This window comes from Halotalea alkalilenta (assembly GCF_001648175.1).
GTDB classification, from domain to species: domain Bacteria; phylum Pseudomonadota; class Gammaproteobacteria; order Pseudomonadales; family Halomonadaceae; genus Halotalea; species Halotalea alkalilenta_A.
Genome location: NZ_CP015243.1, coordinates 143,426 through 157,273, shown reverse-complemented (window position 1 = coordinate 157,273; position 13,848 = coordinate 143,426). Strand labels below are relative to the sequence as shown.

The following is a 13,848-nucleotide window of genomic DNA, read 5'->3' as shown; positions in this document are numbered from 1 at the left end:
TCCTTGGGTCATGCGGTAACGGGAGTGCCTTTGCTGATCACTTCGCCGACTGCGGCGACGATCAGCGCCAGCGAGATCGCGCCGGGATCCGGGGTGCCGACGCTCTTCTCCGCCAGGGGGCGGGCGCGGCCGATTTTCGGTACCAGGTGAGCGCTTTCTTCTGCTGCTCGATGCGCGGCCTCGGCCGCCTTGCGCCAGGCCTGGGCGAGTTCGGCGCCGCCTTCGACTTCGCGCTCGAGCGTCTCGTGGAAGGGAATCAGCGCGTCGACCATGGTCTTGTCGCCGGGAGAGGCCTTGCCGAAGTGGATGATGCCTTCCAGCGCTCGGCGTACGCCTTCGCTGACGCGTTTGGCGTCGGGGGCGTGCTCGTCGCCGATCGCGGTGCCGAGCGCGCCCAGCGCGACTCCCCACAGCGCGCCGGAGGTGCCGCCGGCACGATCGGCCCAGGCATCGGCGGCACGGGTCAAGAGGGTGCCGGCGCCAGCGTCGCGGGCTTCGAGCTCGCGCGCCTTTTCCACCGCCGCAGTGACACCTCGCTCCATGCCGATGCCGTGGTCGCCGTCGCCGGCGATCGCATCGATCCGGCCGAGCTTCTCGACGTTGGCGAGCACCACCCGCTCGGCCGCCTCCAGGGCGCTGAGCACGCAGCCGGCCGCGCGTCGCGATTCGCTGGAGGCGGGGGTAACCACGTCGAGGTCGGGAATTTCGAGCTCGGTCGCCTCGAGCGGTTCGGCGAGGGTGATCTCGCCCTTGCGAAACGCTGGTGTCGCGGCGGGCGCGTGCCATAGCCGCTCCAGCTCCTCGTCGAGCCAGAACAGAGTGAGCGAAAGCCCTGCCATGTCGAAGCTGGTGACCAGCTCGCCGACTTCGGGTTCGATCACCTCGACGCCAGCATCGCCGAGCAGCTGGGCGACCCGTCGATAGACCACGAAGAGCTCTTCGTACTTGACGCTGCCGAGGCCGTTGAGCAGCACTGTGACGCGCTGTCCGCGGGGCGATTCGACCCCTTCCGGCAGCTCCTCGAGCAGCGTAGCGACCAGTCGCTCGGCGAGTTCGTCGGCGGTGGGAATGTCGCAGTCCTCGATACCTGGTTCGCCATGGATACCCATGCCAAGCGCCATCTTGTTGGCGGCGACCTCGAACAGCGGCTGGCTGGCACCGGGCAGCGTGCAGCCTGAGAAGGCGACGCCGAGCGAGCGGGTGCGCTCATTGGCGCGCCTGGCCACGGCGAGCGTGGCATCGAAGTCGTAGCCGGCCTCGGCAGCGGCGGCGGCGGTCTTGAATACGGTCAGGTCGCCTGCGATGCCGCGCCGCTTGTGGCGCTCCTCGATCGGCGCACTCGAGATGTCGTCGGTGACCGGCAGGACCTCGCAGCGGATGCCCTCCGAGTTGAGCCGCTCCTTGGCCATGCCGAAATGGAGTACGTCGCCGGCGTAGTTGCCGAAGCTCAGGATCACCCCACCGCCGTTGTCGGCGGCGCGGGAGACGGAGTAGACCTGGCGGGCGGAGGGGGAGGCGAACAGGTTGCCCATCGCCGCACCATGGGCGAGTCCCTGGCCGACCAGCCCGGAGAAGGCCGGGTAATGTCCCGACCCACCGCCGATCACCACCGCGACCTCACCCTGCTTTGATCGGGTGTTGCGCACCACGCCGCCGGGGACTTGGCGGACCTTGTCGGAGTAGGCGGCGACGAAGCCTTCGATCAGCTCGCTGGCGAAGTCCGAGGGGCGATTGAACAGACGAGTCATGGGACTGGCTCCTGTGGCGGGGCGCCTCGCGGGCGCGCTGCACCGGTGATACCGGATATATGATCTTAACGTGAACAAATGATGAGATGAATCCAGTATCGAACGCTTGGAGGAATGTCTATATACGACTTTGGTTGATCGTTAATTAGCCTTTCATCCCTTGGTATGGCTCAGCTTTCGCCGGATTGTGTGCTTTCTGCTGATGATTGATCCAAAGTTCCTGGCGTGATCAAAAGTTGAGGGGCGGCGTTTGTCCGGCCGGCTTCTATGGCTGTGCTATCGTTGGGCGCGCCAGGAGGCTGTCGAACGAGCGGGGGAGAAAAAGAACGATGAGCGAGCGCAGTGAGGTTGGCGAGGCTGATCTGATGACCGAGATCGCCGCACTCTACTATGTGGAAGGCGAGACCCAGGAGGCGATCGCCCAGCGGCTGGGCATTTCTCGGATCAAGGTGGGGCGACTGCTCAAGCGTGCCCATATGGAAGGAATCGTCGACGTGCGGGTGCGTCTGCATCCCGCGGTCAGTGCCGAGATAGAGCAGGAGTTGAAGCGTCGCTTCGGCATCAAGCGCGCGCTGATCGCCCTCGACCATGGCGACGAGGAGCGCCAGCGCTCCAACGTTGCCAGCCTGGTCGCCGACCATCTGGCCCGCACGCTCGACGACGGTGCGATCGTCGCCGTGGGCATGGGGCGCAACGTTGGCTCCGTGGCCGACAACGTGTTCGTCCAGCAGGCGCGACGCTGCTCGTTCATTTGTGCGATCGGCGGCTCTTTGCGCGCTGGCGAGTACATGAACCCCGACCATATCTGCCGGCGCCTGGCGGCCAGGTTCGGCGGCGAGAGCGAGACGCTCTATGCCCCGGCGCTGGTACAGGACGCGACCGCGCGCGAGCGGCTGCTCGACAACATCACCGTGCGCCAGACCCTCGATCGCGCCCGACGTGCCGATATCGCCCTGATCGGGGTCGGTGACCTGAGCGAGAACAGCAACATGGCGCGGATGGGTTGGTTCACGCCCCAGGAGATCGCCGAGGCGCGGCTGGCCGGAACGATTGGCGACATGATGGGTTACGACTTCATCGATATTCATGGCCACCCGGCCAAGACGCCGATGCAGGGGCGAGTGATCGGACTGTCGATCAGCGATCTTGCGCGCATCCCCGATGTCATCGCGATCGCCAGCGAAAACACCAAGGCCGCCGGCATCCTCGGTGCGCTGCGTACCGGGGTGATCGACACCCTCGCCACCAGCGCGACCAATGCCCACACCATCCTGAGCCTCGACGAGGTGGGGCGGCGCTGAGCTTGAAGCGCCGTTGCCCTGGTAGCCCGGCGACAGTGCCGAGCACCAGGGCGCGGGCGCTCAGGGTTCCAGCTCGTCTTCGATGTGGGCTCGGATGATCTGCTCGAAGTCGCGCTCGGCGGTGAACCCTAGCGCCGTCGCTCGCTCGGCATCGAAGCCTGGTGCCCAGCCGCTGACCATGGCGATGATCGCAGGGTCGGGGCGTTCCTCGATCAGCGCCACCGCCGCGTCACCGGCGACGCGGCGCAGCGCTTCGATCTGATCATCGACGGTGGCGCTCACGCCTGGCATCGACAAACTGCGGCGTGGGCCGATGAGAGCGGTGTCGATCGTCGCCGCATGGAGCAGGAAGCCGACGGCGGAGCGAGGCGAGGCGAACCAGTGGCGCACCTCGCGCGGCACCGGCAGGATCGCGGGTTGGCCGACCAGCGGCTCGCGAATGATGTTGGAGAAGAAGCCCGATGCGGCAAGGTTAGGCTTGCCGGGGCGTACGCAAAGCGTGGGTAGCCGGATGCCGATGCCGTCGAAGAAGCCGCGCCGTGTATAGTCGGCGAGCAGCAGCTCGCAGATCGCTTTTTGGGTGCCGTAGCTGGTCAACGGCGTCGAGTGGAAGTCGTCGCCGATGCGCTCAGGCAGCGGTGCGCCGAACACCGCTATCGATGAGGTGAAGACCAGCCGAGGGCAGTAGCCACTGCTGAGGTTGGCCTGGCGGATTGCATCGAACAGCTCGCGGGTGCCGTCCAGATTGATCCGGTAGCCCTTGTCGAAATCGCGCTCCGCTTCGCCGGAGACGATCGCCGCCAGGTGGAAGATCAGGTCGGGTCGCTGTTCGACCAGGCGCTGCGCCTCTCCCGCCGCCGACAGATCACGCACTTCCCGGCGCAGTTCGCCTTGGAACGTCTCGGGCAGCGGCGGTTCGACCACATCGATGAGCGTCAGCGCTTCTATCTCGAGGCCGTGGCGCGCGCTTGGCTCGATCAACGCCTGGGTCAGCTTGACGCCGACCATGCCGGCCGCGCCGATGATGGCAACGTGCATGGAGTACTCCTTGGGTCGAGGGGATCAGTCGTCACTATCTTCGGTGATCGGCGAGCGCACCATGGTCGAATAGGCGACTGCCGCCATCGCCGCGATCACCCCGCCGATCAAAAACGAGAGCGTGTAGGAGCCGGTGCGGTCGACCAGTATGCCGGTCAGCAGCGGCGCGAAGGCGCCGCCGAAGTAGCCGCCGAAATTCTGGATCGCGCCCACCGAGGCGACCTTGGAAGCGCCGACCACGTCGCTCGGCATCGCCCAGGCCGCCGCCTGCATGGTGGCGATGAAGCCCAGCGCCAGGGTCATCACCACGATCGACATCCATAGCGTCGGTACCAGCGGAATCAAGCAGACCAGTGCGCCTGCGATGACCGCGGCGATGCTCATCACGTGGCGCTTGGTGGTCAGGGTGTCCTTGCCCGACGTCTTGGCGTAGCGAGTCATCGCGTAGCCACCGCAGATGCCGATTATCGCCGCGCCGAGGAACGGAATGGCGGCAAGCCACCCCGTGCCTTTGATGCTGACGCCGTGGGTTTGCTGGAGGTAGAGCGGCAGGAAGATGATGAAGATGTTCCAGATCCAGATCACGCAGAAGAATCCCGCCATCATTCCCCACACCTGACGGTGCCTGAACAGCCCCAGCCAGGAGACCTTGGCATGACGCAGCGGCTGGTTGGCGCGGTCCTGCTCGATCATCTCGAGCTCCTCGGCGGTGATGCGGCGATGGTTCTCCGGGGTGCGATAGAACAGGTAGAACGCCACCGCCAGCACAAGCCCAGCCAGCCCGAGAATCAAGAAGATCGCCTTCCAGCCCAGGGTGATCATGATCAGGGTGAGCACGGGCGGCGCGATCGCTGGGCCCCATTTCGAACCGCTGTCCCAGATCGCAGTGGCCTGGCCTCGCTCTGCGCGGGGGAACCAGTCGGCGGTCAGCTTGGCCGAGGCAGGCGAGTTGGGTGCCTCCATCACCCCGAGCAGGGCGCGGAAAATGACGAAATGCCATAGGCGGGTGCCGAACGCCATCAGCGCGGTGGCGATGCTCCAGCCGGCGATGGCGATGAAGTACATCCTGCGCGCTCCAAGCTTATCGACCAGCCAGCCGGTGGGCAGCTGGGAGAAGGCGTAGGTCCATGAAAATATGGTGCCGAGCAGTCCGATATCCGCAGCGCTCAGGTTGAATTCGCGCATCAGCTCCGGTGCGGCGATGGCGATCGCGCTGCGGTCCATGTAGTTGATGATCCCTGCGAGCAGGGCGAAACCCACCACCCACCAGCGCAGGTTCCTGATCGTTCGCTGGCCTGCCGACAAGCGCGGGGCTTTGTGTACCTGGGCCATATCGATGCTCCTTGATGGGCGGCGGTTGGCCCTGGCAGCCGTGGCCTCGCGATCGGAGGGCGGTCGTGGCAAGGGCCGGCCTGCTCGTTGCCGTAGGGTGATCGACGAAGATTCCCGCTTCGCGCCGTTCGCCTTTAAATATTTGTTCCTTTTATGAACAGATGTTGAGCAGTGAGTATCCGCCTCGCTCCGACGATATCCCTATTCGACTTTGGTCCTCGAAAATTGGCGTAGTGCTTGTTTTATAGCTGTTGTCTCGATGATTAATCGATACACCTATACCAATGTCGGGTACTAATGGTCAGTTGTGGTCGCCATTCGCTGATTGGGCCATGGGCGTGATGCGATTGGGCGGCCAGTGCGCTATTGCGATTTTGTTCTTGGTTCGTTGTCCGTGTTTTTATTCATGTAATTGTTTTATATGGATTATTTATTTTCCTGTGGTGTGAATGAAGGGACGGCCTACTAAAGTTCTATGATGCGCGCATTGATAAAAGTATGACCAATTGGCGATATTGGCCGTGCTCATTTGAACCAGACAAGATCAAAAGATTGAATTCATTTCGATCCTAATGACCGAGCTCCGAGGGGAGTGGTGGCTATGGGCCGGCGACCGGTGAGACGACGTCGGCGTGAATATCAAATCATCGTGGCGGTCTTCGCCGTCATGGAACATCGAACTACCGCTGGCGATATGGGAAGTGGTGCCGCCAGCCAATCGGAGTGAAATCGAACATGGCTTATACCGCGGATAACTGGCCAATCACTGCTGCATTATTGCAGTTTCCAGGCGTCGATGCTCAAGGGCGCCACATCAACGATGCCGAGCCCGAGGCGTGGCAGCGGGTGTTCACCGAGGTGCGCGAGGCGGGTTTCACCGATGTCGATTTCACCGACAGCTGGGTCCGCCCGGGTGATCTGTCCGCCGCGCGCCTCGATGAGCTCAAGGCAGCGGCGCGGGCTGCTGGAGTGGGAACCCCGGCGATCTCGGCGATTCGTCGCAGCGTGATCGAAGAGGCCGGGTGGGAGGACAACCTGGCGTATAGCCATCGCACCCTGGAGGCCGCCGCGGCGCTTGGTTGCGAGGTGGTGTCGTTCGGGCTGCACCAAGCGTTGACCCCGCAGCAGCAAGCGCAGCTGTGGTTCTGGACCGTAGAGGGCCACAAGGACCCGGTGGGCGACGCGGCGACCTGGAAACTGGCGGTGGAGCGGCTTCGCGAACTGGGGCGCCATGCCGAAGAGCTCGGCCTGCTGGTCTCGCTTGAAATGTACGAGGATACCTACCTCGGCACCGCCGATTCGGCCGTTGCCCTGGTCAAGGATATCGGCCTGCCCAACGTTGGCCTCAACCCCGATATCGGCAACCTGATCCGCCTGCACCGACCGATCGAATCCTGGGTCGAGATGCTCGAGAAAACCCTGCCTTACTCGAATTACTGGCACGTCAAGAACTACATCCGCGACGAAGATATCGCCCGCGATTACTTCGTCGCCATGCCCGCCCCGCTGGAATCCGGTTTGATCAGCTACCGCAAGGCGTTCGAGATCGCGCTGGCCAATGGCTTCCAGGGGGTGATCTGCACCGAGCATTACGGCGGCGATGGGCTCAGCGTGTCGAGCAGCAACCAACGTTACCTGCGCGAGCAGATCCTGCCCAAGCGAGCCGGCTACGCGCTCGGCGAAAGCCAGGTGCGCCAGGGCAACCAGGACTGAACCGTGATTGACGTGACATTCGGAGGAACACCATGACGCGCGCAGTGGCCATCATCGGTTCTGGATACATGGGCGGTGGTATCGCCCAGGTCCTGGCGATCGCAGGGGCGCAGGTAAAGATCGCCGACGTCTCATTCGAGGTGACCGAGCGTAATCGCCAGCGAATAGTCGAAGAGGCTCGCCAGTTCGTCGCCGACGGCCTGTTTCCGGAGGGGGCGGTAGAACTGATCGAGCGTAACGTCACCGCCGCCGCATCGATCGAAGAGGCGGTCGAGGGGGCGGATTTCATCGAGGAGGCGGTACCCGAAGTACTCGAGATCAAGCATGAGACCCTGCGCCGAATCTGCGCGGCAGCGAAGCCGGAGGCGATCATCGGTTCGAACACCTCGACCATCTCGATCGCCGCCCTGGCGCAGGCAGTGACTCATCCCGCGCGCTTCCTCGGCGTGCACTTCTCCAACCCTTCGCCTTTCATTCCCGGGGTGGAGATCATCCCTCACGCCGGCACTTCGTCGGATGCGATCGATGAGGCCTGCGCGATCGTGCGCTCCACCGGCAAGGAGACCGCGACGGTCAAGGACGTCACTGGTTTCGTCCTCAACCGCTTGCAGTACGCGCTGTTCCACGAGGCGACCCAGCTGCTCGAAGAGGGCGTGGCGACGGCGGAAGAGATCGATACCCTGGTGCGTACCACCTTTGGCTTTCGCCTGCCGTTCTTCGGTCCGTTCGCGATCGCGGATATGGCGGGGCTCGACGTCTATAACTTCTGCTACAAATCGCTACAGAGCGATTTCCCCGATCGATTCGCCACCCCCAAGGTGCTCAGCGACCTGATTCAGCAGGGCAAACTCGGTACCAAGAGCGGGGCGGGCTTTCTCAACGTGCCGGCCGAACGCATCCCCGAGCTGATCGCCTATCGCAACAAAGCCTACGTCAAGATGAAGCAGCTGCTGGAAGAGCTGGGACCGGCTCCGCTCGACTAGGCGGCGGTACATCCCGCGCTCGGCTTCCTCGTACGCCGGGCGTGCTCTGACCCAACCACACTTCCCTCGCCTCGGGCGGCGTTTTGCGCCGTCCGCTGGTGCACTACGCCTCGACGAAGGCAATACCCCAGGTGAGCCATGGATAGTAATGCGCTAGCGAGCACCACGACCTTATCCCCTGTGCTGCTGACCTTGATTGGGCTCGGCGCCATCGCCCTGCTGCTTTTCTTGATCATCAAGGTGCGTCTGCACGCCTTCTTCGCTTTGATCATCGTATCGATCTTGACCGCGATCGCTGCCGGTATCGATGTCCAGGAGCTGATCGGCACGCTGGTCGGGCCGTTCGGCAGGACCCTTGGCAACGTCGCCTTGTTGATCGGCTTTGGCGCCGTACTCGGACGCATGGTCGAAGTCTCCGGCGGTGCCAATGTGCTGGCCAATCGCCTGCTCGAGGTGTTCGGCGAGCGTCGCGCACCGTTCGCCCTATCGGTCGCTTCACTTTGCTTCGGGTTTCCGATCTTCCTCGATGCGGGCTTCATCGTGATGCTGCCGATCATCTATTCGGTGGCGCGCCGGCTCGGGGGAGGGATTCTGCGCTACGCGCTGCCTTCCACCGGTGCCTTCCTGGTCATGCACGCGCTGGTGCCTCCGCACCCAGGGCCGGTCGCCGCGTCGGGATTGATCGGTGCCGATGTCGGCATGGTGCTGGTCGTCTCCTTGCTGGTGGGCTTGCCCACCTGGTACCTGGTCGGCTACCGGTTGGCGCTGCTGCTCGCCAATAGGCATCCATCGTTCGCAGTGCCGGATCTGCTGGGCCAGCCCAACGCTTCGACCGAGAATGCGCCGGCGTTTTCCACCGTGCTGCTGGTCCTGGTGCTGCCGCTGGTGCTGATCTTTCTCAATACCGGGCTGACCACGCTCGCCGCCGACGGCCTCATCGCCGGTGAAGGCGTGTGGTTCCATACCCTGGTGTTCATCGGCAACACACCCATCGCGCTTTTGATCACCACTTTGCTGGCCATGTACCTATTGGTGATCAGGCGTACCCAGGGGCCGGTCGGTGAGCGCCTGGAGAGGCTCGTCGACGAAGGCCTGGGCCCGGTATGCTCGATCATCCTGATCACCGGGGCGGGCGGTATGTTCGGCGGCGTATTGACCGCGACCGGCATCGGCACCGCGCTTTCCAATGGCCTGGATGCGCTTGGCCTGCCGGTGATCCTCTCCGCGTTTTTGATCGCGATCATCATGCGCGTCGCCCAAGGCTCGGCCACCGTTGCGGCGACCACCGCGGCGGGACTGATGGCCCCGGCGGTGGCTGCTCATCCTGAGCTGGGAGGGGTTTCTCTCGCCTGCATCGTGGTGGCGATCGCCGCGGGATCGATCACCTTTTCACACGTCAACGACTCCGGTTTCTGGCTGGTATCGCGCTTCCTCGGCATCAGCGTCAAGGTGGCGCTCAAGACCTGGACCGTGATCGGTACGGCGGTGGGCTTCATGTCGTTCGCGCTGGTCTGGCTGCTCTACTCGCTGGTCGTGTAGGTCTCTCGGTCGTCTCGACGCGCTGGGCATGGCTTGGTTTTCCCAGGCCATGCTCGATTTTTCGAACATAAGCTAAGCGCGCAGCCAAGCTAGGCACCCTCTCACTGTGCGTGTAGAATTTTTTCCCCATCGTCGGCGATCGCTGCTGTTTTCGGCCGCCGTCGCTTCCACTTCTCACTCCCACATGCTCGAACTACGAGGCGAGGGTCGAAGACTGTAATGAGCGAATACTCCCTGTTCACCTCCGAGTCGGTATCCGAAGGCCATCCCGACAAGATCGCCGACCAGATCTCCGATGCGGTGCTCGATGCGCTTATCGCTCGTGACAAGCAGGCTCGTGTCGCCTGCGAGACGCTGGTCAAGACCGGTGTCGCGATCGTCGCAGGTGAAATTACCACCAGTGCCTGGGTCGATCTCGAGGAGCTGGTGCGCCAGGTGATCCTCGATATCGGCTACACCTCCTCCCAGGTCGGCTTCGATGGCGCCACCTGTGGCGTACTCAACCTGATCGGCAAGCAGAGCGTGGACATCGCCCAGGGCGTCGACCGCTCCAAGCCGGAAGACCAGGGCGCCGGTGACCAGGGGCTGATGTTCGGCTATGCCACCAACGAGACGCCCTCGTTCATGCCGGCACCGATCCACTACGCCCACCGGCTGGTCGAGCGCCAGTCGGAGCTGCGCAAGAACGGCATCCTGTCGTGGCTGCGTCCGGACGCCAAGAGCCAGGTCACCTTCCGCTACGATGAACACGGCAAGCCCGTCGGCGTCGACGCGGTGGTGCTTTCCACCCAGCACGACGAGAGCATCTCCCAGTCCGAGCTGCGCCATGCGGTCGAGGAGCTGATCATCCGCGACGTGCTGCCCGCCGAGTGGCTGAGCGAGAAGACCAGGTTCCACATCAATCCGACCGGCAAGTTCGTGATCGGTGGCCCGGTCGGCGACTGCGGTTTGACCGGACGCAAGATCATCGTCGACACCTACGGTGGCATGGCCCGCCATGGCGGCGGCGCGTTCTCCGGCAAGGATCCGTCCAAGGTCGACCGCAGCGCCGCCTATGCCGGGCGCTACGTGGCGAAGAATGTGGTCGCCGCGGGCCTGGCCGACAAGTGCGAGATCCAGGTCTCCTATGCGATCGGCGTCGCCGAGCCGACCTCGGTGTCGGTCAATACCTTCAACACCGGCAAGATCAGCGACGAGAAGATCATCGAGCTGGTTCGCGAGCACTTCGATCTGCGCCCCTTCGCGATCACCGCCATGCTCGACCTGCTCCACCCGATGTATCGGCTCACCGCAGCCTACGGCCACTTCGGTCGCGAACCGTTCGAACACACCTACGAGTGGATCGACGTCGACGGCCAGCGCAAGCGCGAGACTTTCACCGCCTTCCCGTGGGAGAAGACCGACAAGGTCGAAGTCCTGCGCCAAGGCGCCGGCTTGTAGCCGCGGCCCCGTGCGACCAGGACGCCTCGCCTCGTGCGGGGCGTTTTCTTTTGTGGATACTTCCTGGGGCGTGTTAGCACGCCCTAAGCCTTGGCGAATGTAGAGCCGGCCGGGTGATGGTGTATGTTGTTCCTTCATACCCGCTTCGAATACCAGACACCAACAACAAACCAAACCGGGGGCGCCTCATGGAGCTCAAATGGTTCGAAGACTTCGTCACCCTGGCGCGCTGCCTCAATTTTTCCCGCGCGGCCAGCGAGCGCCACGTCACCCAGTCGGCGCTGAGCCGCAGGATCCGGCTGCTCGAACAGCGCCTCGGCTTTCCCTTGGTGGACCGCACCACCCATCCGGTGGGCTTGACCCGCGAGGGGCTCGCCTTCCTGCCCAAGGCGCGCGAGATTCTGTCCACCCTGCAGCGCACCCGGGTCGAGCTCGGGTCGATCGATGACGGCCAGCCGTGTGTGATCAATTTCGCCGCGCTCAATACCCTCTGCCTGACCTTTTTTCCGCCTTGGTTCGCAGGGCTCCAGCAGGGGCATCCTTCGCTGCAGGTGCGTTTCTGCGATCCTCGCCCATCGTTCGCCGGCACCGTCTCCACCCTGATCGAGGGCGAGAGCGACCTGATGCTCACCTATGCCCACCCGTGGGTGGCGCCTGGCGATATCCTGCCGCGCTGTCCATCTGTGTCGCTCGGTGTGGAGTGGCTGGTGCCGGTCTCGCGCCTCGACGAGGCGGGTCGGCCGCTCCATCCGATCGACGCCGAGGGACCGATTCGCTACCTCGGCTATCGAGAAGGCGCCTTCTTCGCCCAGCTGCTCGTGCGCCTGTTCGAACGCCAGCCCTTGGAGCTCGTCACGGTGTACGAGAACACCATGAGCAGTGCGCTGAAGGGCATGGTGATGGCGGGCAGCGGGCTCGCCTGGCTGCCCGAGAGCCTGGTGCGCACTGAGCTCGATGCCGGCCTGCTGGGGCTGGCGGGTGACGCGCACTGGCACCAGAAGGTCGAGATCCGCCTCTACCGCTCGCCGCGTCCGCTCGGACGCGGCATCGAGCAGCTATGGGAGGAGATCGTCGGCGGTTCGGCGTCGCCGGCCCGCAAGAGCAGCGATCACTTGCTGGTCAGGGTGTAGTAGCTGCGAAAACCGTTGGACTGCCATCCCTTCAACTGCTGGTTGAGCCCGACGATGTTGTAGGTCTGGAACAGCACCACTCTGGGCGTGAGCTCGAACACTTCCCGCTGCAGCGCGTGGTAGCGCTGTTCGCGCGCGGCGGGGTCGGTCTCGAACAGGGCCTCTTCGATCTCCTGGTTGGCCTGCTCGGAGTAGAACGCCGAGTTCCAGCTCGGGTACATGGTATTGCGGGCCTCGAGCCGATTGTCCGGGTTGTAGATCAACCGGGAGGCCATGCCGTGGGCATCGGCTACCGAGGTTTGCCACGACTGCAGGCTCATCTGGTACTCGCGTCCGCGCACGCGCGAGAACAGCTGGGCGTTGGCCATCCGTTCGAGCTCGAGGTTGATGCCGATTTGCGCCGCGGCGTTCTGCAGGCTCTGTGCCACCGTCGCCGAGTAGGGCAGGGTGCCGAAGATCAGCCGCATGCTGAAACCGTCCGGGTAGCCTGCTTCGACGAGCAGCTCCCGCGCCCGGTCGAGATCCTGGCTGAACGGCTGGCCTTCGCTCTGGTCGAGTGCGCCGAACGATTCGAGCGGCACGAAGCTGGCCCGCGGGATGCCGCTGTAGGACATCACCGTGTCGGCGAGGCCTTGGTAGTCGACCAGCAGTTGCAGAGCCTGGCGCACCTTCTGGTTGGAGAGGATCGGGTCGTCGTTGTTGAATCCCCAGTAGAAGAGCTGTGGTCGCAGCGCTTTGTTGATCTCGAGATCGGGCGCGGCCTCGACTGCGGCGAGATCCTCTGGCGTCAGGTCGCGGGCGACGTCGACGTCGCCGCGGGAGAGCAGCAGACGCTGGGTGCCGGGCTCGGCGACATGGCGGATCAGTACGCGCGAAAGCGCGGGTGCCGGGGTCCAGCCGGAGTTGGCTTCGAGCACCACCGCCTCGCCTGCGTTCCACTGGCGCAGCCGATAGGGGCCGGCGCATTCGGTGCGGGTGGTGAGGTAGCGGTTGCCGAGGTCGCCATCGACTTCCTGTGCCATTACCGTATCGCGATCGATCGCGGTGGCGACCCGGTTGGCGGCGATCGCCTGGAGCATCAGGTCGGATGGATAGGGGCGGTCGAAGCGGATCACCAGGGTGCGCGGGTCGGGCGCGGTGATCAGCTGCTCGACGTTGTCGGTGGTGAAGCCGTACTCCTCGAGGGTGGCGGCGTTGCCGAAGCCGAGCTTGACCACCCGCGCCAGAGACCAGGCGAGATCGTCGGCCTCAACCGGCTCGCCGGAGGGAAAGGTCAAGCCGTCGCGCAGGTGGAAGGTGAGCGATCGCTCGTCCTCGTTCACCTCCCAGCTCTCGGCCAGCGCCGGGACCACCTGAGTGGCATCCTCCGGGTCATAGTCGACCAGCGCCGAACAGGTGTTCATCAGGATCTCGTTGGTCACCACTTCGCCGATCTGCGCCGGATCGAAGGTGCTGATCGCATCTATGTTCCATGCCATCACCAGGGTGTCGGGCGGCGTCGCCGACCACGCGGCATTGCTTGCACCGAGCAGGGCGGCGAGCGCGGCGGTCTTGATCATCGTGCGTGAACGGGCTGGTTGGGAGTGCGTCATGACGGTTCCTTTTTTGTGTTTGTCCGGCGTGG

The 13,848-nt window shown here is 64.1% G+C and carries 10 protein-coding genes; 6 read left to right on the top strand and 4 right to left on the bottom strand.

What is annotated here, in order from left to right:
• Nucleotides 1-8 precede the first annotated feature (8 nt).
• Complete coding sequence (locus tag A5892_RS00755) at nt 9-1,748, bottom strand: dihydroxyacetone kinase family protein (RefSeq protein WP_064121166.1); 1,740 nt, start codon at nt 1,746-1,748, stop codon at nt 9-11.
• Nucleotides 1,749-2,077: 329 nt separating this feature from the next.
• Here A5892_RS00755 and A5892_RS00750 point away from each other — a divergent pair, with 329 nt between their 5' ends.
• Complete coding sequence (locus A5892_RS00750; protein WP_064121165.1) at nt 2,078-3,049, top strand: sugar-binding transcriptional regulator; 972 nt, start codon at nt 2,078-2,080, stop codon at nt 3,047-3,049.
• Between the two features lie 60 nt (nt 3,050-3,109).
• Here A5892_RS00750 and denD read toward each other — a convergent pair whose 3' ends face one another.
• Together denD and A5892_RS00740 are read right to left on the bottom strand one after the other, a co-directional pair.
• Nucleotides 3,110-4,087, bottom strand: coding sequence for a D-erythronate dehydrogenase (denD, locus tag A5892_RS00745; RefSeq protein ID WP_064121164.1), 978 nt, complete (start codon nt 4,085-4,087; stop codon nt 3,110-3,112).
• 24 nt (nt 4,088-4,111) lie between these two features.
• Entirely contained in the window at nt 4,112-5,419 is a 1,308-nt protein-coding gene (locus tag A5892_RS00740; RefSeq protein ID WP_064121163.1) for an MFS transporter, read from the bottom strand.
• 735 nt (nt 5,420-6,154) lie between these two features.
• Here A5892_RS00740 and A5892_RS00735 point away from each other — a divergent pair.
• From A5892_RS00735 to A5892_RS00715, 5 genes are all read left to right on the top strand, one after another.
• Nucleotides 6,155-7,132 carry a sugar phosphate isomerase/epimerase family protein gene (locus tag A5892_RS00735; protein ID WP_064121162.1) on the top strand — a complete coding sequence of 326 codons (978 nt, stop codon included), beginning with the start codon at nt 6,155-6,157 and terminating at the stop codon, nt 7,130-7,132.
• Nucleotides 7,133-7,164: 32 nt separating this feature from the next.
• Nucleotides 7,165-8,115, top strand: coding sequence for a 3-hydroxyacyl-CoA dehydrogenase family protein (locus A5892_RS00730; RefSeq protein ID WP_064121161.1), 951 nt, complete (start codon nt 7,165-7,167; stop codon nt 8,113-8,115).
• A gap of 138 nt (nt 8,116-8,253) precedes the next feature.
• Nucleotides 8,254-9,654, top strand: coding sequence for a GntP family permease (locus tag A5892_RS00725; protein WP_064121160.1), 1,401 nt, complete (start codon nt 8,254-8,256; stop codon nt 9,652-9,654).
• 219 nt (nt 9,655-9,873) lie between these two features.
• Nucleotides 9,874-11,094 (top strand): methionine adenosyltransferase, encoded by a 1,221-nt coding sequence (gene metK / locus A5892_RS00720; protein WP_064121159.1) that lies wholly within the window; start codon nt 9,874-9,876, stop codon nt 11,092-11,094.
• A gap of 188 nt (nt 11,095-11,282) precedes the next feature.
• Complete coding sequence (locus A5892_RS00715; protein WP_064121158.1) at nt 11,283-12,224, top strand: LysR family transcriptional regulator; 942 nt, start codon at nt 11,283-11,285, stop codon at nt 12,222-12,224.
• Here the strand turns inward: A5892_RS00715 and A5892_RS00710 are convergent.
• Complete coding sequence (locus tag A5892_RS00710) at nt 12,203-13,816, bottom strand: ABC transporter substrate-binding protein (RefSeq protein ID WP_223302751.1); 1,614 nt, start codon at nt 13,814-13,816, stop codon at nt 12,203-12,205. The two genes, A5892_RS00715 and A5892_RS00710, sit on opposite strands and share 22 nt — an antisense overlap.
• Between the last annotated feature and the right edge of the window lie 32 nt (nt 13,817-13,848).